20 protein-coding genes are annotated in these 22,204 nt (G+C 40.3%); 12 read left to right on the forward strand and 8 right to left on the reverse strand.

Going from position 1 to position 22,204, the window contains the following annotated elements; all coding sequences use genetic code 11:
* Nucleotides 1-106: 106 nt before the first annotated feature.
* From DP117_RS19215 to DP117_RS19235, 5 genes are all read right to left on the reverse strand, one after another.
* Nucleotides 107-973 (reverse strand): phycobilisome linker polypeptide, encoded by an 867-nt coding sequence (locus DP117_RS19215; RefSeq protein WP_169219878.1) that lies wholly within the window; start codon nucleotides 971-973, stop codon nucleotides 107-109.
* Between the two features lie 70 nt (nucleotides 974-1,043).
* Nucleotides 1,044-1,859 (reverse strand): phycobilisome linker polypeptide, encoded by an 816-nt coding sequence (locus DP117_RS19220; protein WP_169219879.1) that lies wholly within the window; start codon nucleotides 1,857-1,859, stop codon nucleotides 1,044-1,046.
* Nucleotides 1,860-2,279: 420 nt separating this feature from the next.
* Complete coding sequence (gene cpcA / locus DP117_RS19225) at nucleotides 2,280-2,771, reverse strand: phycocyanin subunit alpha (protein WP_169219880.1); 492 nt, start codon at nucleotides 2,769-2,771, stop codon at nucleotides 2,280-2,282.
* 58 nt (nucleotides 2,772-2,829) lie between these two features.
* Nucleotides 2,830-3,351, reverse strand: a complete 522-nt coding sequence (locus DP117_RS19230; RefSeq protein ID WP_211176204.1) for a phycocyanin subunit beta — start codon at nucleotides 3,349-3,351, stop codon at nucleotides 2,830-2,832.
* A gap of 866 nt (nucleotides 3,352-4,217) precedes the next feature.
* Nucleotides 4,218-4,667, reverse strand: a complete 450-nt coding sequence (locus DP117_RS19235) for a GNAT family N-acetyltransferase (protein ID WP_248277724.1) — start codon at nucleotides 4,665-4,667, stop codon at nucleotides 4,218-4,220.
* 593 nt (nucleotides 4,668-5,260) lie between these two features.
* On the opposite strand from DP117_RS19235, the gene DP117_RS19240 reads away from it, so the two are divergent.
* The 4 genes from DP117_RS19240 to DP117_RS19255 are packed head-to-tail and all read left to right on the forward strand — an operon-like array spanning nucleotide 5,261 to nucleotide 9,742.
* Nucleotides 5,261-5,917, forward strand: coding sequence for a sigma-70 family RNA polymerase sigma factor (locus DP117_RS19240; protein ID WP_169219881.1), 657 nt, complete (start codon nucleotides 5,261-5,263; stop codon nucleotides 5,915-5,917).
* Nucleotides 5,907-6,866, forward strand: a complete 960-nt coding sequence (locus DP117_RS19245) for a DUF1822 family protein (RefSeq protein ID WP_169219882.1) — start codon at nucleotides 5,907-5,909, stop codon at nucleotides 6,864-6,866. The genes DP117_RS19240 and DP117_RS19245 overlap by 11 nt, the downstream gene beginning before the upstream one ends.
* A gap of 12 nt (nucleotides 6,867-6,878) precedes the next feature.
* Complete coding sequence (locus DP117_RS19250) at nucleotides 6,879-9,128, forward strand: CHAT domain-containing protein (protein WP_169219883.1); 2,250 nt, start codon at nucleotides 6,879-6,881, stop codon at nucleotides 9,126-9,128.
* A gap of 2 nt (nucleotides 9,129-9,130) precedes the next feature.
* Nucleotides 9,131-9,742 (forward strand): type II CAAX endopeptidase family protein, encoded by a 612-nt coding sequence (locus tag DP117_RS19255; RefSeq protein WP_169219884.1) that lies wholly within the window; start codon nucleotides 9,131-9,133, stop codon nucleotides 9,740-9,742.
* Nucleotides 9,743-9,849: 107 nt separating this feature from the next.
* Here the strand turns inward: DP117_RS19255 and DP117_RS19260 are convergent, their stop codons facing one another.
* Entirely contained in the window at nucleotides 9,850-10,053 is a 204-nt protein-coding gene (locus tag DP117_RS19260; protein ID WP_169219885.1) for a hypothetical protein, read from the reverse strand.
* A 433-nt stretch (nucleotides 10,054-10,486) separates the two neighbouring features.
* Here DP117_RS19260 and DP117_RS19265 point away from each other — a divergent pair, with 433 nt between their 5' ends.
* The 4 genes from DP117_RS19265 (at nucleotide 10,487) to DP117_RS19280 (ending at nucleotide 13,182) form a co-directional block, all read left to right on the forward strand.
* A complete protein-coding gene (locus DP117_RS19265) occupies nucleotides 10,487-10,777 on the forward strand; it encodes a hypothetical protein (RefSeq protein ID WP_169219886.1) in 291 nt (96 codons plus the stop codon).
* A 209-nt stretch (nucleotides 10,778-10,986) separates the two neighbouring features.
* Complete coding sequence (locus DP117_RS19270) at nucleotides 10,987-11,541, forward strand: hypothetical protein (protein ID WP_169219887.1); 555 nt, start codon at nucleotides 10,987-10,989, stop codon at nucleotides 11,539-11,541.
* A gap of 162 nt (nucleotides 11,542-11,703) precedes the next feature.
* Complete coding sequence (locus tag DP117_RS19275; protein ID WP_169219888.1) at nucleotides 11,704-12,294, forward strand: DUF4833 domain-containing protein; 591 nt, start codon at nucleotides 11,704-11,706, stop codon at nucleotides 12,292-12,294.
* A 141-nt stretch (nucleotides 12,295-12,435) separates the two neighbouring features.
* Entirely contained in the window at nucleotides 12,436-13,182 is a 747-nt protein-coding gene (locus tag DP117_RS19280) for a hypothetical protein (protein ID WP_211176205.1), read from the forward strand.
* A gap of 194 nt (nucleotides 13,183-13,376) precedes the next feature.
* Here DP117_RS19280 and DP117_RS19285 read toward each other — a convergent pair whose 3' ends face one another.
* Nucleotides 13,377-15,611, reverse strand: a complete 2,235-nt coding sequence (locus tag DP117_RS19285) for a DEAD/DEAH box helicase (protein ID WP_169219890.1) — start codon at nucleotides 15,609-15,611, stop codon at nucleotides 13,377-13,379.
* Between the two features lie 82 nt (nucleotides 15,612-15,693).
* Between DP117_RS19285 and DP117_RS19290 the strand changes: the two genes are divergently transcribed.
* From DP117_RS19290 to DP117_RS19305, 4 genes are all read left to right on the forward strand, one after another.
* Nucleotides 15,694-16,683, forward strand: coding sequence for a serine protease (locus tag DP117_RS19290; protein ID WP_169219891.1), 990 nt, complete (start codon nucleotides 15,694-15,696; stop codon nucleotides 16,681-16,683).
* A 213-nt stretch (nucleotides 16,684-16,896) separates the two neighbouring features.
* On the forward strand, nucleotides 16,897-17,475 hold the full coding sequence (locus tag DP117_RS19295; RefSeq protein WP_169219892.1) for a COP23 domain-containing protein: 579 nt from the start codon (nucleotides 16,897-16,899) through the stop codon (nucleotides 17,473-17,475).
* A 22-nt stretch (nucleotides 17,476-17,497) separates the two neighbouring features.
* On the forward strand, nucleotides 17,498-18,361 hold the full coding sequence (locus DP117_RS19300; protein ID WP_169219893.1) for a serine protease: 864 nt from the start codon (nucleotides 17,498-17,500) through the stop codon (nucleotides 18,359-18,361).
* Nucleotides 18,362-18,412: 51 nt separating this feature from the next.
* Nucleotides 18,413-20,071, forward strand: coding sequence for a serine protease (locus DP117_RS19305; protein ID WP_169219894.1), 1,659 nt, complete (start codon nucleotides 18,413-18,415; stop codon nucleotides 20,069-20,071).
* A 118-nt stretch (nucleotides 20,072-20,189) separates the two neighbouring features.
* On the opposite strand, the gene DP117_RS19310 is transcribed toward DP117_RS19305, so the two are convergent.
* The gene (locus DP117_RS19310) at nucleotides 20,190-21,605 is read right to left on the reverse strand and encodes a serine/threonine-protein kinase (RefSeq protein ID WP_169219895.1); all 1,416 of its coding nucleotides are present in this window, start codon (nucleotides 21,603-21,605) and stop codon (nucleotides 20,190-20,192) included.
* Nucleotides 21,606-22,204 lie beyond the last annotated feature (599 nt).

Below are 22,204 nucleotides of genomic sequence, written 5' to 3' on the forward strand. Positions count from 1 at the left end.
AACCCTTGAGATACACTGCATACGCCTTTTGTCAATCAGGGAAGTTCAGTTTAAGGAAATTTTCATTTCCCCAAAAATGGGATTGACAAATGTCGAACTTTATGAATTAAAGAGGTGTAATACTGGCAATCTTGCCATTTTGGCGTTGAACCCTTTGAAAGTAATTTGATAGCTGTTCATAGGGGATAATAACTGCCTGGTTAACACGGCGAACCTGAGGATATCCTGGTTTAGAAATACTTGCTACTTCAACTCGATAGAGTCGTCCTGTACCAAATGCTTGCGAACCTCCAAATGTGCTGCTGGGGGTTTCTCCTCTTAGCGGAGGACGATAAGCAAAGCCATTATTGCTAAGCGCAGGAGCAACTACTGTTGATGCACTATTTTTCCCCAGTTCACTAGCTAGACGAGGTGAATTTCCTGGGATTTGAGAGCGATCGCTCGTCGCATAGCCACGATAGAGCTGAAAAATCCGGGTAAAGCCCACGGTTTTCTGTCCCGGTTGAGTCGTAAATCCCCGATAGTAGGGCACAATATTTTCCCCAAAGTTGACTTGGTACTCAGGTGAGTCAATATAAGAATCAATATCAGCGTCGTATCCCTTCGCTTGGTACAAGTCCAGATGATAAGCTATCTCAGATTCATCATAAGGAGCACGACCTAAAAAATGTTTGTAGTTTAACTCGGTGAAACGCGTGTGGAAACTATTGGAGAAAAACTTAGCTTGATACAATTGGGATTTCGCCACCTGACGAACAAATTCCCGCACACTGATCGAGCCATTCAACAGCAGAGATTCTGCGCCAGTCAGGCGTTCAGATTTTAGTAAATAATCATTGCCTAAGACTTGACGATAAACAGCCGCGATCACAGCAAAAATATCCGTTTGGCTGGCATTAGACCATAATTCAATAGGAGCAGCATTACTAAAAGCAGAGGTTCCCAGTCGAGATGCGGCTGTTGTAATAGCCATCTAAAAATCTCCTTGATCAAAAACTTTTATAATGTCTTAACAATCCCCGTACCGCGATAGTCGGGGAGTGTCAAGAAAGAGTGATACTAATGACTTTGCGTCCCTGGCGATTGAGTTGTTGCAATCGATCTGACAACTGCTCAAAAGGGACAACCACTTCGGTAATACTCTGGCGGATGACTGTAGAGTTAGGGGAAGCCGCCTGTGTTAGGCGAATCCGATAGGTGTTACCACCACGACGGCCTGTTGAAGTACCAGTTAAAGTACCCGCAGAAGCAGGGTAGATAGGAGATACTAAGTTCTTTGCTAAATCCCAAGTTAATTGTCCTTTGGGCTTGCTTTGAGCGCGATCGCTATTTGCATAGCCTCGATACAACTGGAAGAAATAGGGAAACCCGGCTGTTTTTTGTCCGATCACGGTTTGGAAGCCCCGATAGTAAGGTACAATAGCATCTCCAAAGCTTTGCTGATACTCAACAGAATCAATGTAAGAATTAATTTCAGCTTCGTAACCCTGAGAATTATACAAGTCAACGTGGTCAGCAATTTCTGACTCGTCGTAGGGAGCACGACCCAAAAGATGCTTATAATTCAATTCGATGAAGCGAACTTGAGAGTTGGAATTAAAGAACTTCTGTCGATACAGTTCTGATTGGGCGATCGCACGCACAAAATTCCGTACTGTAGTTTGTCCCTGACGCAACAGTGATTCTGCACTCAAAAGACGCTCACTTTGCATCAGATGTTCATTGCCCAAAACTTGTCTATAAGTCGCCCAAATGACTGCCTGGACATCGGCTTCTGTCCTCACAGGGCGCAGTTCAACTTTTTCAGCATCTGCAAACGGGCGAATCCCCAATCGGCTTGCTTCTCTCAACGCTGCCATAATCCCACCTCCTAAATCTCAATGACACAATGACGAATCTATTCAGAAACACCTTTCAAATCAGCGGGCAGTAGATACTTATTCCATGAACAATTATCAATAAACAATGACTGGATAAGTGATAACTGATAACTGATAATTTTTAAAAAAACCCTTGCGTAGTCATTGAAAAGCCATGAAACCTCGACATCATAGGTATTTCACTCAGTTGAAATTGACAGTTAATACGTCATGATGTCAGTGTTTAAAGCGTTTCAAACTGACTACGCAAAAGGCTCGACGCATTTGCAACTTGTACGTTCAGTTTTGTGGAACTATGGAACGAAGTTTTGTGAAAATAATCTGGTAATCACATGAGTTTGAATTGCACAATTACCAAATTATTTTCCTACTACATCACACAAAACTGAAAGACTCCCGCTAAATCAGAGAATTGATCACATAATCAATGTAGGAGTTAGCTTCAACAGCGGGGTCACCCGATAAACCATGATTTGCCTTGATGTATCTGAGGGCTTCGATATACCAGCTAGGAGATAACTCAAAGGTACGGTTGATTTCAGCTAAGCCAGCAATCAAATAATCGTCGATTGGACCTGTGCCACCTACAACCAAAGCGTAAGTAATAATCCGCAGATAATAGCCGACGTCGCGCACACATTTTGCTTTTCCAGTGGAACTAGAAGCGTAGTTAGGTCCATCCAACTGTGTTGTATAAGGATACTTTTGATACACAGCGTTTGCAGCGGCTTCAGCCAGACTTGGTGCTTTTTTAGATAACGTCTTTGCCGCTTCTAAGCTGACAGCTGCCTGCCGGTAACGACCGAATGCAACCTGGATTTCAGTGCTACCCAAAAAGCGACCTTGGGAATCCGCAGAAACAATCGCTTCCGTTAAAGGCGTCTTACTCATTGACTTAATATCTCCAAGTTTGTTCTATAAAGGATTGATTTGATGTAGTTGTGATGATTTAGGCAACAGCCGCCGCCGCGCGATCAAAATAAGTTGCAACTTCCGCAATCAGCGCGCTGCAATCACCACGGGTAATTCCGTTAGGATCATTGGCAATGGCGATCGAGGCCTCCTTCAGCTTCTGAATGCCGACAGCAACTGAAGCCCCTGGGGTGCCCAGTGCTAAATAAGTTTCCCGCAAACCATTGAGGGCACGATCATCCAGCACACTGGCATCTCCCGCAAAAATTGCATAGGTTACATAGCGTAGGATGATTTCCAAATCCCGTATACAAGCAGCAGCACGACGGCTTGTGTAAGCGTTTCCACCGGGCGCAATTAGCTGAGGTTGTTCAGCGAACAACTGTCGAACTGCATTGGCAACAATAGTAGATGCATTGCTAGAAATTCGGTTGATGACATCAACGCGCTTGTTACCGTCTCTAACCAAATTTAGTAAAGCATCTAATTGAGAGTCGCTGAGGTATTCTCCTCGTGTATCAGCTTGAGCAACAACTTTAGAAAAAGCATCCTGCACCATAGTTGAAATCTCCTAAACTTTGATGAGTTGAGAAATTAGTGATGTAGTTTTAAACCAGGAAGTGAAGGATTAAGCTTTGCACTTCTTCTCAGACGGAGAATCGCACAGGAAAATCCAAAAAGCCAAGGTTAGAAAATTCCTAACCATCCGCTTTTTGAAAGCAACAATATCCTCTTCCAAAAGACTAGATTGTCTTTCAGTTTCTGAGAAAGATTCACAATCGTTATCAGAGCAATGAAACTCAATCAAACAGAAGTTTCATTACTTTATTTTGCCTGTTCCCTCGTAATTTCTTTTATACAATAGTTGGCATCATCCTTTTTGTTACAAAATATTTCGTAATTTTCATGAAAGCATATAAACAATTATGCACTCTGTTAATTGCAGTCATAATTGATATTTTTATCAAAACAAAAATCGTGTTTATTTTCATAAATAAACTCTGCAACCCTTGTCTAGAGCCCTTTTAATGAGATATGGTTTTTAATGACGAGATTTATTAAGGTTTAGCAATATCTTTTTTTGGATTGTATATTTTAGGTGTCTGTCTGATGTTTTCCACAAGAAACAGTGATTGATAACTCAAAAAATAGTGATTTTATCTACTAAATTTTTGTAGCTCGAATTACAATCATTAACTAAGTGTAACAATAGTGATACTGACTACAAAATTTTGGTAACTCGTATCACTATTAGAATGAGAAACCCGATTTTTTAAAAAAACCGGGTTTCTATGGTTAGGCTGAACTATTGACAGTTATTGTGTCTGTAATTCTTCCCATTCTGGGCGCAGAATGCCATATTGAATGAGGTCAAAGCGCTGTCCTTCACGCTGGATAAAGCTACGTTGGATTCCTTCCGGGGCGTTACCCGACTTTTTCGTGTACTTTGATTGAGCGGATATTATAGGTGATCGTAGATGAACCTACTCGGTAAAGGTTTAACTCTCGGAACGCATATCCAAGAATAAGTTGCAAAGCATCTGTACCATAGCCTCTACCCCAATATGCAGGATCACCAATAGCAATACCTAATGATCCAACCTGATGCATCCATTGGATTTGAAACAAACCAACACTTCCAATCAAGATATCATCAGCCAAGGTTCGTAGACGGAAGTGAAAGCTGTTTGGTGAATTTAGGACACTGGTTTCAAACTGTGTCCAACCTTCAGGAGTGATGGGTTGTGCTGGATCATTATCTGCAACCCGCAGATACTCATCATTTTCAGACCATTTCGCAAAAAATTCGCTATCTTCTGGTTTAGGTGCAGCAAGGCGAACCAACTTTCCTGTAAAAAGTGGCTTGAATTCCATGAAAAAATCCTTTGAAGCATATTTACGAACTTTTTACATATATCTTACAAAAATTTAACTTTATTCCCTGGCAATATATGTGTATTCTTTTATTGTTAAGTGAAAAAAAATACTTGATTTTAATTAAACGTAAATCAACGAAAATATGATGAGTCAAAATTTTGGATTCAATGGCTTTTCATTGCAATTAAATTTAAGCAGAGGAAAAGATAATCTTGAGTGCAAATTTGCTCAAATATACGGATTTGACCGAAAAACTGAGAATTTGCTTATCTAGTGTCATTTTTGTTTTTGGTTATCTAACCTAATTGTTACCTTCATTTAGATTCCTGTCATAAAGAATTTTTTAGATTTTGAATTATAAGGCTTATGACTGTGCTTTGTGGAGTTTTTGTTGTCAAAATAGCTTTTTGCTGTTGAAAAGCAACTTTTGCAACTAAATTTAGATGTAAATTCTGGTCAAAGAAAACCTTTGAAAAAAAGTTTGCGATTTCCTCAATCTTTTTGCAGAACGATGCCATTACTCTTCGTAACAGAGAGTAGTGGAGTTTATCGTCTGCTTAGTGACACTGCTAGAACCATGTCATAAGTTTATGGACGAGCTAAACCTCTACCTGCAATCGCTTATCCAAGAAGCTTGCAGTCACCAACCAACCAGCCCACAGCGTAGTAAAGCCATCAACTGTTTGCTCCGAGTTCTCCTTAAATCAAGGCGTACTGGGAGTGAAGGGAATGATCTCTACGAAGAAGCTCTATATAAAACCATGTTTAATTTGAGCAAAACACTTTGCGACAAATATGATCCAAGTCGAGGTTCATTTTTGGCTTGGTTTAACATCTGTCTTCGCAATCAATACAGGGATGAAATTCGCGCGGCTAAACGCGATCGCTCTCACAGACAATCTGTATGGCAAAGTCATGAGGTTGAACTCGATCCCTTAGATCAAGTTCCTTCTGGGATAGATGCTAACTTACTGCTTGATACTTGGGAATCATTTGTCCAATGGATCAAGGACGATCCTGAAAATCTTCTTAAAGCTTGCCACATAGCAAGTAACCCAAAAGCCAACTGTCAATTGCTTGCCCATTTGAGACTTGTTGTTGGCAAAGAATGGCAGGAAATTGCTGCGGAAGTTGCCTCGACACGCGGTGTCATCTCTTCTCATTGGTGCAGAAAATGTGAACCCTTACTCCAAGAGTGGTTAGATAGAAATCAGAGGCTGTTTGGAGAAGATAACTATGAGCGATAAGCTAAATGTCTTACGAAAACTAGCTATTCCCTTCCCAATAACTGCATCGTTTCGCCGACAAGCCAGAGGCTACGCGTCACAGTACTTCACTCAACAGACTCAAGAAAGAAGCTATTTTAATAGTTTAGCTGTACTCGTTGCTGATGCGTATTTTCGTCTGCTCGGTTTTGAGACTAATGTTACCCAACCAGAAAGATGGAATGCAGTTCGCCGTCTATGGAGCGAAGCAAACGAGCTAGAATTGCGAGGATTGGGCAATTTGGAATGTTGTGTCATTGCTACAGAACAGCAGTCTGTTATTTTACCACCAGAAAGTTTGAGTGATGAGCTACGGCGGGGCGTAGCCTATCGCATCGGCTATTTGTTTGTAGAAATTGCTAGTTCTGAAAAATCAGCGACACTGATTGGTTTTCTGCCTGCTTTTCATCGCGAAACTACAGATGCAGAAGTGGCGATCGCTGATTTACAGTCTATGGATGACCTAATCGATTACTTGACGCAACAAGAAGCATCTTCACTTACTGATTCACTTGCTGAAAGAGTCCAGACAAATGACCTGACGGGAGAATTTGCAGAAAAAAAAATTACTTACTTAAGAAACTGGTTGAATAACATTTATGAGGCGGACTGGGAACCCTCAATGCGTGATCTCAGGAGTGTCACCTGCAAGAAAAACCTCCAACTGGCAGAGCAAGTCTTTGAAATACAACTTTCTGTTTCTCAGAACAACGACGAATTGATTTTTGTCAGAGTTAATGTCCAATGTAAAAGTGGTTCTCTGCCTAGAGGAATGCAAGTCAGTGTACCAGACGAATCTGATATTTATACCGAAACAGTCAATGAGGCAGCTGATTTGATTTCTATCCCTCTGGAATTATCTTCAGGTGAGGAGTTCTGGGTAGAGTTGCGGCTAGGAGAAACTTTCATTAGAGAATATTTCATCGCTTGAAAAAGAGTTGCAATGGCATTTAAAATCTCCTTGAAAATTGGCGGGCGAGTACAACTTAACCATTCGCAAGTTCTGCCTGTCACCCTTGCTATTTCTGATCAAGAAGGGCAAATAGAAGAACTCGTTTCGTTTCTTTCTCCTCTACCAAAACCTCTCGAAGAGAAGTTCAAAGAATGGCAGTATTATATTGGTCTTCAAGGTAATCGTAAGGTTGCAAAAAATCGTGATAAGTTTATTTCAGGGGTAGTCAATCTCACAGAACTCGCAAATTCCTTGAAAACGGAATTAAACAAATGGTTGGGTAGGGATGGGTGGATTGATGAGAATGGAAAACCTGATCCACGTGTCAGTCTGGTTCTGGAAAGTTTCAGGGAAAAAATTACCCAAAAGGATGAAATCCAAATTATTGTACAGACAGAAGATAGACAACTGCGGGGACTGCCTTGGCAAGAGTGGGATACTTTGGCAGCGTATACCAGCAGAGGTGTAGAAGTGGCAATTAGTGCCACAAATTTCAAGCGGCTGACTCAGAAGCAAACACCCCAAATTAAAGCAACTGCACGCATACTTGTGGTGTTTGGTGACGAAAAGCTTGGTTTTGCAGAAGAAGAGGATTTTATCAAAAGTCTGAGACAGCATGGTGGAGAACCCCATATCCTCAGACAACCTATGCGTCAAGAGTTAGAACAAAAGTTAAAAGACTCTCAAGGCTGGCACATTTTCTTTTTTGCCGGACATAGTGAAAGCGATCGCGACGGACGGATTGGACGCATTCAAATTAACCTAGGCGATGGCGAACAAGGAATTATTGAAATCACTGAACTGAGAGATTTACTCGAAGGTGCGATCCAGAAAAAGCTGCAACTGGCAATCTTTAATTCTTGTGATGGTTTAGGACTGGCAAACCAGCTAACCGAGCTATCTCTACCCTACTGTATTGTGATGCGCGAAATGGTTGAGTCCTCTGTCGCTAGAGAATTATTGAGGCATTTTCTCGCAGCTTTTGTCAAAGATCGCTCTTTATTTGCATCGATGAATGCAGCAAGGCAGCAGTTACAAAAGAAATTTGAACCCGGTAAAAGTTGGCTTCCTGTGATCGTTGCCAATCCTCTGGCGAAAGAACTGACATGGAATCGTTTGTTTTCCGAGAGGAGGTTATCTTGGCAGTGGGAGATGGTACTGGGCATGATTGCGATCGCTTTGTTGGTTAGCCTACCCATCGGGATATTCAGCGAGTTCCAGGGTTGGGAAACCTTGACGCTTTACGCGCAACTTTACCCTCACCTCATAGTGTATCCTTCCCTGTTTCTCTGGATGCCTTTGTTTGCGTCTTACAAAGCACATTGCATGATTCGCGTCAAGACACGCCCGTTTGTACTTTTGACACTCCTAACTGTGTTTTTCACACTGGGGGCGCTGTTGTTTGAACTGACTGGCGATCGCATGATGTTAATGGAGTTTAAATCCGATGCGACAACGACAATTTACGCACAGGAACTCCCAGAACTCTACTCCAAGTGGAGAACTTCAACAACAGATATTCAGAGCATTCCCCAAGAAATTTTTAACACTCGTCAGGCTTTCGACGCTGAAGGAAATTTGACACTGAAAAAATCAGAGTTAGAGCCAGCCATCAAACGTATTTACAAAGTCAATAATCTTGCGGGATTGCAAGGGCTTTTGCGGATTGCTACCGCCTATGACGTTTGGCGACAAAATACTCAAGCCTTTTCCATCAGTCGCTGGTTTTACGCCCTCAACTTTGTTGCCATTATTAGTTGTGGTGTTCAGATTCTGGCACTTGTGGCGACGATTTGGTTTGTACCAGATTCTATATTTAACAAGAATAAATTTTTGACATATGTCATCATTTGTGAATTAGGTATCTTGTTGTGGGTGCCCTTTCAAAGCTACAGCATAGAGCATACTAAAAGCCTGTTATTTTCACAGGAATTTCGCGGGACTCTAGCTGGACTCAATGTTCTTCTTTACGTTATTATTTCCATCATATTTTCGGCAACTGTTAGCAGCATCTACAGAAGCGCCACCAAAAAATATCAGCCTATTTTATTGTTATTGTTGTTAGGTAGTTTAAGTTTGACGGTTCTAGGTAGCTGGTTTGGTGTTTCTCTCATTAATCATCTGTTTGGAATGAATAGTACCAATCCCGTAACTCCTTGGCTTGCAAGTAGCCTTTTCTTTGCTGCTTTATTTTTCTTCCTGTTTGTGCGGTTGATTGATCATGGCGTTGGAGACGAGTGAAGATGAAAGGTAAGTTAATCAGTAAAGAACAGCAGAAAGTAATTTTGATTGTAAGCTTGGCATACATTTTGCCCGTTCTAGTGATTTATCTGGGATTGGTTCCTTTCTCCTGGCGGTTTTATATCCTGATATTGGCTGCTATAGCTATTTTTAATATCGCGCGACTGTACCGATTTTCTGCTTTAGAACTGGGATTTACTAAAAAATACCTGGTAACTTCTCTTTTTGCGATCGCGCTACCAACATTGGCTTCTGCTTTGCTCATGTTCATTTACTATATTATGCAAGGGGCACGCATCGACAACTCTGCATACAAATGGACTTTCTATCTTTTCTTTGTTGGTGTATCTTCTCCTGTACAAGAGTTTCTATATCGCGGCTTTTTATTCGGTATTTTTTCTAGAGCAAAGTTGGCGATTTGGGTACAGATTCTGCTCTCGACATTACTCTACAGTTTCGTTCATCTCATCTATCGAGATGTACCTACGCTGCTGTCCACATTTATCCTTGGTATGTTCTGGGGCTGTCACTACGCAAAGTATCGCAATTTATATAGTATCATCATCAGTCACTCACTACTTGGTGCGATCGCTATCCTGGTTGGACTAGTGTAAGCCATAATCCAATACGCTTGCTGTTAGTGGTGTTTAGTTTTGTTAAGATCCCCCAATAGACTAATTACAGGTTCAGATAATTTACAGTTAGTCTGGTATAATAAAGCTCATGCAAAATTGGTTGAGTGTTTTGCAGTACAGGGTGATTCTCCTACGTATATAAACTGAGTTTGTAATGCGATCGCTATAAGAGTGATGGTATCAGGCTTAAGCAAAGTTTTTTGAGTATTGTGCAGCACGGGGTGACTATCGTACGTATCTAAATTGAGCAGGAGTGCGATCGCGCCCCGGCGGGGCGAAAGCCCATCCATTGGTGTCAACTTAAGCTGAAACCCTTGTCATTACTTCAGAATCATGCCTTATTATACTCGTCCACAATTGTCGCTTTACCTCACCCCGCTTTTGGCTACGCCAAAGTTCCCCTCCCCTTAGTAAGGGGAGGGGTTAGGGGTGAGGTTAAATCAACGTGGAATTAAGGCTTAAACGTTAAGTTGACACCAATGAAGCCCATCGCTATTTTAGTGAGTCTGGTAAGCAAAGTTTTTTGAGTATTGTGCAGCACGGGGTGACTATCGTACGTATCTAGATTGAGCAGGAGTGCGATCGCGCCCCGGCATGGCGAAAGCCCATCGCTATTTTAGTGAGTCTGGTATCAAGCTCAAGAAGAATTTTCTAAGTATTTGCAGCACAGGGTAACTCTCCTACGTATCTATATTGTTGAGTAGAAATCAAGAGAGCCAGATCATGAAGCAAATGATGACTATTTCTGGAGGGATACTCTTTGCTGTTGCAATGATATCTCTAATTTTTGGCGGTGCAACTTTTGTGCGGATCATTCAATTTCAAAATGAGTTAAAAAGTCGAGGTCAAGCTAATAAGATATTTAGTGAAGTGACAGGTTTGGAAAAGTTCAACGAGCAAGAATTGAAAGGGAAGCAGGATGTAATGTTTGCCTCTCTTGCAACTGCTGGAATATTCGGTTCTGCTGGCATCGGTCTTGCAATTGCAGGAAGAAATAAGGCGATACAAGGCTAAAAGGTCATAAAAAGAATTGTAGGTTGAGAACAAATTTATTCACTGTTTGCAGCACGGGGTGACTCTAGTACGTATCTATATTGCGAGGGATACGAAATTGCAAAGGGAAGTCAGAATGTCTGCTGCTGTAAGCTTCCATTCTGCAATTCTATCTACAACCATCGATGATCGCAGTTAACAAAAACTACCACTATAAGGAATACAGTCTTATGAAATTCATTGTTGCGTTATCAAGTCTTGCTTTATTTTCACTCTCTAGCGTTTCTCCGTGTTTAGCCGCAAGTCAATCGATCAGTCCCTCAGCAGATCAATCCCTATCGAGTCAATTTTTACCCAGTGCAGCAAAAACAATCCAGGTGGCTCAGACCTTCGGCTCTGTCACCCAAGTAATCAATACAGTAGACCGCGAGATACGCAACAGAGAAAGAGCTAGGCAAAGACAAGAACGTTTAGATATCTATAGACAACGAAGTGAGGAACGACAAAGAAAGCTAGAGGCCTCTAGAGAAGCAGCTAGGCAACGGCGAGAAGCAGCTAGACAACGGCGAGAAGCATACCTGCAAAGCCTCACCCCCCAGCAGCGAGAAGAATTTCTAGCAGCAGAACGGGAAAGAAACGCTCGGATGTTGACCATCTATGGTGACATATTAAAGAAGACGGCACCCATGTGGGGCAATGGTGGTTCCAGCACTGGAACGGGGAGCCGTAGTCAGCTTGAAAATTGCTACAACGACCAAGGCCAGATGAAATGTTGGAGAGAATGATCCTACTTTTACGCTTTAAGTAAGTCGGCACAAATAATCATCACTGGTTTGTAGTTGTGCTTGAGCGAAGACAGCGCAACTACGAGCCAAATACAGAGATTTTACGCAAAGTACCTTCCAACAATACTACCTTGGACATTTTGATATCAAATGCCAAAATTTATGTTTAAGCTTCCAAAGAAGCTAGTAAGTCTTTCCTTTGTAGGTGGTGCGATGCTCCAGCAGGGAGCCAAGCCCTTGCGGGCGATCGCACTGTTACTTATTCCAACCACCTCTTCCTATGCTACAAGCCTTAATAGTATTTTCTTCATTACCAAGACTGACAACGGTAATCAGGTGCATTATGGTGTGCAGACTAATGCAGACTGTTCTGTGAAAACTTCTAAACCTGTGTACCCCTACTGGAAGCTCGAAAGTGGTCGGTTAGAGCGTTTGCTTGCTATGGAGGTTCCAGCTTTTGGTATTGCCAGCCAATCAGTCTCAGGTAACGAAGTAGTCATGGAAGTGAACGGCTTCAAAGCACGAGGAATTTCAAAACCGATTACAATTCGGTCTACCCGATTAAAAAGTCAAGAGTGTCAAATATCAGCTTTTACAAAAATCAACGGCGAAGCTACTCAGCTACTCCAAGTCCATATTGATTTGACTAGACAGGGTTTATTTGGGCTTGGTGGTACCGTTCACAGCATCAGATTTTACGGTGTTGGTGAAAAGCAGGAAGAGATTGTCTGTAGATCTAATTGTAGTTTCTAAGGGTCCGTGCCACTGACTGTCTAATCCAACTGGTCGATGATCTGGCTGAGGATCTGGTCTATTCATATTCAAAGTTTCGCAGCCATTAGGTCATTAGATAATGTATTGCTAGCTAATTTGTAGAAGAAAATAATGTTGAAAATGAAAAGTTTTAACCTCCCAAAATTATTACTTGCTACCCTGACACTCTTAGTATCCATTCCTCATCCTGGAATGGCGGCACCCAATATATGTGAAGAGTGGGGTAATCATCGCTATATGAATTTCAGAGATGATGGTCCTGGGAAAAGAAAGCGTGGCTATGTGTGTGTTGTCATCAGAGACAACCCTAATTTGAAAGGCGTATTGACTTTAAAGCATCTGAATAACCGTGGAAATTGGGATATTTTAGTCGGTACACATTTTGATCCCGCCTCCAAGAAGATGTATGGCGGAATTAATTATCAAAACAACCGTGGCAGCGTTGATGAATTGGTGTGGCTTCCAGGTACTAGTAATAGAGAGTACGTAGTTGTTGCATTTCCCAACTCCAACACACCATCCAATGCTTGTCTGGTTTTTCATAGGATTAATAATTCCGAAATCATAGGTCAAGCATTAGGTGAGGCTCTAATTAAAGCAGGAATTAGATATGTTTCAGGAGGTAATAACCTAAGTCAAAAAGACAAAGCCCAATCTGATCGAATCATAGGTGCTGGGTTATCCGTATTAAGTAGGAATAATCTTGCAGATGTAGGATATGACGTAGTACTCAATGAGATTAGTATTCAACTTTCTAATTTTTTTGGCACCGACTCTTGGATGCTTGACTTCGGCGTAAGCTATTTTGGCAACTATGTAAAAGAATCTGGTAAATTTTTGTTTGATAAAAATATGAGATGTACCTGAGAGGACGACACGCAGCACATTGGTGTCAACTTAAATTGTTCGTATTTCAGGGAATGTTCTTATTAAATCTAGTAATGGCAAGACTTTGTTAGTGGCATACAACAGCTTAACCAGAAACTTGCCTACTTTCAACTAATTAGAGAAGATGATGATTTTAAGATTTGTGATAATATTTTTAATGTCAAAAAAAAGAATCAATACGAATTGTCATATCCTTGCCAAAGAGCAACCTGCTGTCTCAGTTCCGACATATCTAAATGATTGCTGGCAAATGCTTTCCGTAAAAGTGGATAAGGAATAAACTCATCATACTTTTGAATTTGTGGAGCTTCAGCATCATTGACTAAATCCTCATTATTTATTCTTTGCTCACATAATGAAACAATTTCAAAATAAACAGATTGGAATTTTTTATGAGCTAATTTAAGTGTTAAGAAATAAGGATGATCGCCACTTATACTGCTAATTTCCAACGACTCACGGCAAAAACAGTTCAGCAATCTTTCCAAAGTACGGTAAGCGACAGTACCCATCCAAGGAAAAATACAGCACTTTCCCTTTTCTAATTGTAAAATATTACGTTTATCAAGTCCAGCATCTCTTGCTAATTCACGAACTGACTGCAAACGCTTCAAAGCATTGTTTTGTAAGTAGCTATACTCCATATCCTCAAACAACACCTGTCGCATTCGTTGCAAAACTCTTGTATGAATCGTACCACTACCACCCCGCCAAAAAATACTAGCCTTACCATCTACCTGCTTAACTAAAATAATCTTTCTTTTAAAATCAACATCTGTAACTTCCCAAGTTTTCCCTGCCAATGCAAATACATGTCCGACAGGAGAGGGCATTACGATACTACCAATTTCTGTTGTTCCTTGCTTAACAACATATTCTTGATTATCAGGAAAGACAGCATAAAACTGAAACTTTCCTACCACCTTTTCCCCAGCCAAACCAACAATAAGTTTACCTTGCTCAGTTAAGTGAAGATGGTCAATATCAATCAGATAGCGCAACAATAACTTAAAATCTTCCTGAGAAATAGCAGCAAAACTTGGTAGACTTAAAACCTGTTTAGCAAGAGCAGCAGGAGAAAGTTCTCCCATTGCTACTAAAACACTCATTGTCTGATGATATAACAAACTCAAAGGATATCTAAGAGGCTTAATTGGTTCAATCCACCGTTCCTCTAAATAAAGTTGAATAATTGCGATACATTGCAAAAGTTGCCAAGGAACTTGTTCCGGTAAAGATGCTTCTGAATGTACTTTCTCCTCAGCACAAACAAACCGCATATCAGCAGCCTCACCTCTTCTTCCAGTACGTCCCAACCGCTGTAAAAAACTAGCAACAGAAAGAGGCGATTCCAACTGAATAACTCTCTCCAAATAACCAATATCAATACCCAACTCTAAAGTCAACGTCGCAGCAGTCACCGCAGGTTGATTTGGTTCACGCATAGCAGCTTCAGCCGCTTGACGCAAACTAGCAGAGATACTGCCATGATGCACATGATAAATATCTGAATACCCCTCCTCAGCAGCAATTTGACGCAAAGATGAAATCACAGATTCCGTTTGCGACTTATTATTCGCAAAAATCAGACACTTCCGAGACTTACTCAAATTAAAAAGATATCTATCATATACACTTACATCTCCTTCCATCTTCTCTTTTTCTTTCTTCGCGTCCTTCGCGCCTTTGCGGTTCGTTTCATAAACATAAAAATGCTCCACCGCAAGTCGAATTTGACGTTTTCCTCCCTCAATATTTGGAGTAACCACCAACCTATCACTCCCAGAACATAACCACTCCTCAGCCATCGAGTAATCACCCAAAGTCGCCGACAAACCAATTCTTCGGGGTTCTCTTTGCATCACTCTTCCCAACCGTGCTAATTGACAAAGAATCTGACAACCTCGTTCCGAACCCATAAATGCATGAATTTCATCGATGATGACAAACCGTAAATCACCAAACAAACGCGTCAACTCATGATGTTTGTTGATTAACAAACTTTCTAAAGATTCTGGTGTAATTTGCAGAATCCCCTTAGGATTCTTAAGAAGCTTTGCTTTATGACTTTGACTAACATCACCGTGCCAATACCAAACTGGAATATCCGCTTCTTTTAATAAATCATTGAGACGTTCAAATTGGTCATTAATTAAAGCTTTGATAGGACCAATATAGAGTGTACCAATTGTAGTAGAGGGATTTTCATGTAAGAGAGTCAAAACTGGTAAAAACGCTGCTTCTGTTTTCCCCGAAGCAGTACCAGCAGCAACGAGTAAATGAGCGTCAGTGTTAAAAATCACTTTACAAGCTTCAATTTGAACTGGTCTTAATTCAGTCCAGTTATGATTGTAAATATATTGTTGGATAAAGGGGGCGAGTCTGGAAAATAATGATGGAGAACTCATTATCTAAGTGGGTAAGAAAGATTAAAAAAAGGGAAACACTGTTTGTGTCAATGAAAAGCACAACAGTGTAGGAGTTATAACTATGACATTTTACAAGCGTTTAGCTACTGTTGTATTAGCAATAGCTACAGTAATAGGAATAGCATTTTTTCATACACTTGCTTTCGCATTGCCAGAACACGAAGTTGATGCGATCGCATCTCAGACTACCGTATTAATAGCACCAGCGTTAGAAGAAGGAGATATAAAAGCACGTAGGGAGTGGGACCCAGGTTCTGGGGTGATAATAGCACGAAAAGGTAAAACTTATTACGCACTTACGACACTCGGTGTTGTGCAAACGAAAGGATTTTATGGGGTACGCACGAGTGACGGGAAAGTACACTTAGTAGAACATAAAGAAGATAATTCCAGCATTCATCCTTTAACTAGGGAAGAGGGAGAACTAAGAACAAAAGTTAAAAATCTTGATTTAGCACTGGTAAAATTTGAGAGCGAACATGACTATCCTGTTGCTTCTTTGGGAAATTCTGAGTTACTTAGAAGCAAAGATGTATTATATGTTTCTGGTTGGCCCATACCCCAAAATCAAACTCCTCGTCGGGAACGGGTTACAGAAGTCACATCATTAAATCAAATGCCTTCTCAACTTCATTCTGAAGACGGTTATAGCTTAGCTTACAACATTCAAACCCGTCAGGGCATGGATGGCGGTCCAGTATTTAGTAAAGATGGACAAGTTGTTGCTATTCACCGAAGCGAAAGCAAAAATGAACATGGATATTGTCTTGAGCCAAAATTAAGCGGAAATAATAGTTGTGGTTTGCCAATTAGTCATATTGTGCATGCGATCGAAGCAGAGGATATGCGCTTGAGTTTTGATCGCAGTTCGATAAATCCAAAAGTGATTGCGCGGGGAATAGCAAATAAATCAAAAGCGGATGTTATTCCGGATGTTTACAAACTGTTTACCTTTGATTTAGATGCAATGTTGAGAAATAAGCCTTCTTTAGGATGTGGAAGTCTATTGCTAGGAGATAAATGTCCAAGAAGAGATACATCTAAACCGTAACCAATCTGAGCAAGTTTCTGTTTGCAGACACAACGCCTGCTCATCGCTACAACTAACAGCAGTCATGACTTCTACAATTTCATCGACAAAGTTCTCATTAATTCTTCACATTTCACTTTTATCTTCCAGACTCAAAGTATAATATATGTACAATCTTTATGTAAAAAAAATTATATTTTCTGTTTTAGAATTGACATCAGGTGTGAAATGATCATGAAATTGAGTTTATTTATCCAAGTCCTTAGTGTCATCGCGATCGCACTCAGTTCTACTGCAATTAATGTTCAACCCAGCTATGCTCAGAAAGAGAAATTTTTCTGCGGTATGAGCAGGGGTAATCCAGCAACAATTGTTAACACCAATAGGGGAAATAAACCAATAATTAGCTGGGTGTATACGGCTTTTCCACCACCTTGGACGCCTCAGCAACGCTGTGAGGAAATCTCTGAGAGGTTCAATCGCTTCTATCAAAATGGCACACTAAAGTTTATCAGAGCAGGGGAATTTGGTCGTCAACCTGTGTTGTGTGTTGCCAGTTACAGTGGTGGTTCTTGTTTGCCTGATGGGGTATTAGTCACTTTCAAACCAGGAACAAACGCCCAGCTTATTCTATATCGGTTGCTGAATAAATCGGTTGGGGGCGGTGGCAAAATCATTGAACTGACAGATAATAAAAGCAACAATGTGATTTCCAATGTCGGTAAAGCCTCTTATCTTGATGTACAAAAGCTCATTGGTGAGGGAAGCGAATCAGAAAAATGCCCATCTGGAGTACCGATGTGGGAATGTTGAGAAAATCGTAAGGTAAACCAACATGGATTGGCGCTTATTAAGCATACTTGCCTGTATTGGGGGTTTATCAATTTTGTTGCCAGTATCAGCACCATCAAGCCCTAGGATTGTAGTTGAACTACCATTCAGTCAACCAAGTCAACGTTCGGTAAAACAATTACATCACTTAGCGAAGTCAATTACAGTCAAAGTGCTTGCAGGAGGGTTTTTGGGTTCAGGGATTCTCATTAAAGAACAAGGTTCTGTTTATACTGTGATCACTAATGCCCACGTCATGATTTCGGGGGATCCTCCCTATAGAATTCAAACGCCTGATGGTCGGGTGTATGAAGCGAAACTTCCCAATCAAGTACAGAAATTGAATGCAACTTCTTTTAAGGGCAAGGATTTGGCGATTTTACAATTTTACAGTCCGAGATCCAGATATGCTGTCGCATCTGTTGGGTCGGCATCAAATTTAAGTGTGGGAAATCAAGTATTTGCCGCCGGATTTCCGTTTAATATTGAAGGAACCCAGGATGTAGGTTTTGTTTTCAAAGCAGGTCAAGTTTCCTGGGTGTTGGATAAAGCCTTGGAGGGTGGTTATCGGATTGGTTATACCAATGATATTCAAAAGGGTATGAGTGGGGGACCTTTACTCAATCAGCAAGGAAAGGTAGTGGCTATTAATGGAATGCATGCGGAACCTCTTTGGGGCGAACCTTATACTTATCAGGATGGAACAAAGCCAGAAGCAGCCCTACGGAAACGAATGAGTCAATATAGCTGGGGTATTCCGATTGAAACATTTGTGGAATTAGCATCTTTGGCGGAAGTTTTGCGTAGCCATCATGAACTGCGTACACCAAAAACGCATGAAAATTTATCTTTTCTTGTGAGTTGGTGAGTCCTGAATTGGTGAGTTTAGAATTCTATTTTCAAGCTAGCAGTTTTGAAGATGAAGTATTCTTGTGTTCTTCACGCAGCGCTATTTGGTGCAGCAATCGTAGTTATACAACCTCAATTCACGGTAGCATTATCTCCCAAGCAGGTGAGTGATATTGCTAGACAATTTACCATTCGCATAGATGGAGAAAGTATTGGCTCTGGGATAATTTTTGAACGCAAGGGGGATAAATATTTTGTTCTCACGAATCAACATGTTGTAAATAATGTTGGGAGATACGAAATTCACACCCCAGATGGCGATCGCTATCCAGTTTACTATAGCCAAGAATTACCCGGTTTGGATTTGGCAGTATTACAGTTCACAAGTCAGAAAAATTACAGCACTGCAAAATTTGGTAACTCCGATCAATTAACAGAGGGAATAACTGTTTATGCGGCGGGTTGGGCTCAGATACCAGGGTTGGATCAACCCAGTTACCAGTTTACTAAGGGAGACATTCGCAGTCGTTTGCAAAAACCAGATAAAGGTTATGCCTTAGTTTATAATAACGAAGCTATACCAGGGATGAGTGGTGGTCCTTTACTAGATGAAAATGGTTTGGTAGTGGGTGTTAATGGGGGAGCGACTCCTCCCGATCCTTCCACAGGAACTGTTTTGCGATTGGGAATTCCTATCAAAATATTTGTAGCCGCTAGAGGGAATTTAAGAACGCCAACTACTCAACAACCAACAATTACCCAACAACCAAGCGCTACCCAAAAACCAACGACTACCCAACAACCAACTAGAACTGCAACGCAGACTAGTAAACAACAACCAAGTGCTGAAAGTTTAATCAGCTCAGGTGGAGCCAAAGCTCAAAAAGGAGACTACCAAGGAGCTATTGTCGCTTATGAAGCAGCTTTGCGGATGAATCCGAATTATCCTGATGCTTACTTTCAAAGGGCTGTTGCTCACTACGAACTTAAGAATTATCAAGCAGCATTTGAGGATTTAAACCAAGTCGTTCGCCTGACTCCAAATAGTCCTGTTGCTTATATGAATCGGGGTTTAACTCAGGATCTTCTGCAAAGAAATCAGGAAGCTCTTAAAGATTATAGTAAAGCTATTAGCCTTAATCCTGACTATGCAGCAGCATATTTAAACCGAGGAGCACTCAAGAATGAACTCCAAGATTATCAAGGAGGACTATCTGATTTAAATAAAGCAATTAACCTCAAATCTGACTATGCTCTTGCTTACTTAAATCGGGGTGATTCTTACATTGGTCTTAAAGATTATAAAAGAGCGATCGCGGATTTAGACGAAGCAATTAAACTACAACCCAATAGTGTTCTTGCTTACTCAAGACGAGGTTTTGCCTATAGACAACTCCAGGATTATAAGAAAGCAGCTTTGGACTATAATATGGCAATCAGCATTCAACCAGATTACGCTTCTGCGTACTTTGGTAGAGCTTTTGTCCGTCGCAGACTTCAAGATGAGCAAGGTGCTCTTGCCGATTACAGCAAAATAATTAGTATCAATCCAGAATTTGCAGAAGCTTACTACAATCGTGGTCTGATTTATCGGAATTCAGGAGAAAATCAAAAAGCTCTTTTAGATTTTCAAAAAGCAGCAAATCTCTATCAACAACAAAGAAAAACAGAATATTACCAAGATGCTCTTCAAAGAATAAGAGAACTACAAAGTACAAAGGGCAGCTAAAATCAGGACTTACGCACGAACAAAATAATCATAGTCCGCAGCGACCGGAGGGAAGCAATCGCAACCCGCTGTTTTTAGTAGTGCATGCGTAAATCCTATAAAATGTGCATCTTAAGAGCTAATAAATTTCTAACGAATTAATCATGATGTGCGCTATTTTTAAAAATTTCTCATATTGACTTTCTTCTGCTGTATAGGTAATTATATAAACTTTATTATTTTTTAAAGTCCAAACTGCCATTCTTTTAATGTTAAATCCTTCTTCTTTACCGCTATAAATGACCTCATGAGCGGGAAGGTTTGATAGTTTAGTAGAATAGGAATCAAGAATTCTAGCATTAGTGAGAAATTGGGTGATTTCATTCACAGATGAATTTGTATATTCTGCTAAGGAGGTTGGTTCTTTCAAATTTTCAATATTGATATTGACCTCTGCTGTCATTTTTTTGGAACTACTTGTTGAGATTGACCAAAATTTAACTACATCTCCTGTCAATGGGTCTCCTATTTGTTGCATTTTCCAAGATTGAGGATATTTTATCTTAATGCCATAGCTAGGATTTTCATAAGTAGAAAATTCTGTCTCTGCTGATAAATATTGCTTTTGTAGGTTGAATATTTGTTGTCTGATTTGTGGAACTGTCAACACTGTTGTGGATAAGATAGCAGTAAGTAGCACTACTGATATCGCGACTTTTTTGCTTAGTTTCCACTTTTTAGTATTCTTGATATCTGCAAGTGCTTGTAACGCTTCACTTGCAGATTGGTAGCGATCGCGGAAGTCATAGCGTACCATTTTGTCTAAAATCTCTATGAGATCAGGTTTCATCTTTACCAGACTTCGCCAAATAATTTCATTCGTATCGGGATCTCTTGGTAGTTTCTTGGGCGAAATGCCTGTAACAGCTTGAATAGCAATTAATCCTAAAGCATAAATATCACTGTTAAATTTTGGTTGACCATTGTGTTGTTCATACGGCATGTAACTAGGAGTACCAATAGCAATTGTCTTGCCTTCAAAATTAGCAGCTAAGGCACTGATTTGTTTAACCGCTCCAAAATCAATGACAACTAACTTGTTATCGGTAGTACGTCTGATTAAATTGGCAGGTTTAATATCTCGGTGGATAACATTTTGTTGATGGACATACTTGAGTACCTTTAAGATGTCCTCTAAAAAATCTATTACCTCTTCGTCATTCCATTTTCTACCAGTTTGTAACTCTTCGCTAAGAACATGACCTTCTATAAAATCCTGAACTAAATAAAAGTCCTGATTTTCCTGAAAATGAGCCAAAAGCCGTGGTATTTGCTCGTGGTTGCCTAATTGGTAAAGAACTTGCGCTTCTTGCTCGAATAAACGTCTAGCGGTCTGTAAAAGAAACGGATCGGTAAACTGGGGTTTGAGCCGCTTGACAACGCAATAAGGATTGCCGGGTAAATCCTTATCTTTAGCCAGATAAGTCTCAGCAAACCATCCTTTTCCTAATTGTCTGATGATTTCGTAGCGCCCTCGAAGGGTTGTTCCTAACATTCATTCGACTCAGGGTTGCACAACTTCTGGTTTGAAAATAAGGAATAGGGAGTGAAGAACAGTCGTTTTCATGGTTGTTTGCAGGATTTTCCCGTAAACGACTAGCTTGCCAAAGAGTTACTCAGCTTTTACACATCTAATTTGTTAGTTTTGGTAGACGGCGCAGATGGTGACTTTCTCAAGTATGTAATATACGAGTTAAATGTGGAATTGCTTGTCAATTCTGGCATATTACCTAATTTAGCAAAATTTATCTCACTCCAAAAAATCGGGTGTCACAGTTAACTGGATACAAAGCTCAACCTTTAATCCACTGACACTCACATTTTGTACTTATTTTAAATAAAAAAATACTTAAGATTTCGTCAAAATAGAACCGAAAAATTACATATACACAATTATTTATAATAGAATATGAAGCATTATCTATTGTTTTCACAAAAACCACGAGATCGATTAATAATTCTTTATTGAGTTTTTTATACATTAATTTTACTAAAGCAATCTTGTATCGAAAGATATCAACGATGTATAGTCTACCTATAATAACGTAAGTTGCTAGTTACTGCCGTAAAATGTATCCATAAATACAAAAATCA

The sequence above is a fragment of the Brasilonema sp. UFV-L1 genome (assembly GCF_012912105.1).
GTDB lineage: Bacteria > Cyanobacteriota > Cyanobacteriia > Cyanobacteriales > Nostocaceae > Brasilonema.

What these genes read in the sequence shown, in the direction of transcription:
- DP117_RS19215 (WP_169219878.1), bottom strand. Translation starts at nt 973, where the DNA reads ATGGCTATTACAACAGCCGCATCTCGACTGGGAACCTCTGCTTTTAGT.
- DP117_RS19220 (WP_169219879.1), bottom strand. Translation starts at nt 1,859, where the DNA reads ATGGCAGCGTTGAGAGAAGCAAGCCGATTGGGGATTCGCCCGTTTGCA.
- cpcA (WP_169219880.1), bottom strand. Translation starts at nt 2,771, where the DNA reads ATGAGTAAGACGCCTTTAACGGAAGCGATTGTTTCTGCGGATTCCCAA.
- DP117_RS19230 (WP_211176204.1), bottom strand. Translation starts at nt 3,351, where the DNA reads ATGGTGCAGGATGCTTTTTCTAAAGTTGTTGCTCAAGCTGATACACGA.
- DP117_RS19235 (WP_248277724.1), bottom strand. Translation starts at nt 4,667, where the DNA reads ATGGAATTCAAGCCACTTTTTACAGGAAAGTTGGTTCGCCTTGCTGCA.
- DP117_RS19240 (WP_169219881.1), top strand. Translation starts at nt 5,261, where the DNA reads ATGGACGAGCTAAACCTCTACCTGCAATCGCTTATCCAAGAAGCTTGC.
- DP117_RS19245 (WP_169219882.1), top strand. Translation starts at nt 5,907, where the DNA reads ATGAGCGATAAGCTAAATGTCTTACGAAAACTAGCTATTCCCTTCCCA.
- DP117_RS19250 (WP_169219883.1), top strand. Translation starts at nt 6,879, where the DNA reads ATGGCATTTAAAATCTCCTTGAAAATTGGCGGGCGAGTACAACTTAAC.
- DP117_RS19255 (WP_169219884.1), top strand. Translation starts at nt 9,131, where the DNA reads ATGAAAGGTAAGTTAATCAGTAAAGAACAGCAGAAAGTAATTTTGATT.
- DP117_RS19260 (WP_169219885.1), bottom strand. Translation starts at nt 10,053, where the DNA reads ATGGATGGGCTTTCGCCCCGCCGGGGCGCGATCGCACTCCTGCTCAAT.
- DP117_RS19265 (WP_169219886.1), top strand. Translation starts at nt 10,487, where the DNA reads ATGAAGCAAATGATGACTATTTCTGGAGGGATACTCTTTGCTGTTGCA.
- DP117_RS19270 (WP_169219887.1), top strand. Translation starts at nt 10,987, where the DNA reads ATGAAATTCATTGTTGCGTTATCAAGTCTTGCTTTATTTTCACTCTCT.
- DP117_RS19275 (WP_169219888.1), top strand. Translation starts at nt 11,704, where the DNA reads ATGTTTAAGCTTCCAAAGAAGCTAGTAAGTCTTTCCTTTGTAGGTGGT.
- DP117_RS19280 (WP_211176205.1), top strand. Translation starts at nt 12,436, where the DNA reads ATGAAAAGTTTTAACCTCCCAAAATTATTACTTGCTACCCTGACACTC.
- DP117_RS19285 (WP_169219890.1), bottom strand. Translation starts at nt 15,611, where the DNA reads ATGAGTTCTCCATCATTATTTTCCAGACTCGCCCCCTTTATCCAACAA.
- DP117_RS19290 (WP_169219891.1), top strand. Translation starts at nt 15,694, where the DNA reads ATGACATTTTACAAGCGTTTAGCTACTGTTGTATTAGCAATAGCTACA.
- DP117_RS19295 (WP_169219892.1), top strand. Translation starts at nt 16,897, where the DNA reads ATGAAATTGAGTTTATTTATCCAAGTCCTTAGTGTCATCGCGATCGCA.
- DP117_RS19300 (WP_169219893.1), top strand. Translation starts at nt 17,498, where the DNA reads ATGGATTGGCGCTTATTAAGCATACTTGCCTGTATTGGGGGTTTATCA.
- DP117_RS19305 (WP_169219894.1), top strand. Translation starts at nt 18,413, where the DNA reads ATGAAGTATTCTTGTGTTCTTCACGCAGCGCTATTTGGTGCAGCAATC.
- DP117_RS19310 (WP_169219895.1), bottom strand. Translation starts at nt 21,605, where the DNA reads ATGTTAGGAACAACCCTTCGAGGGCGCTACGAAATCATCAGACAATTA.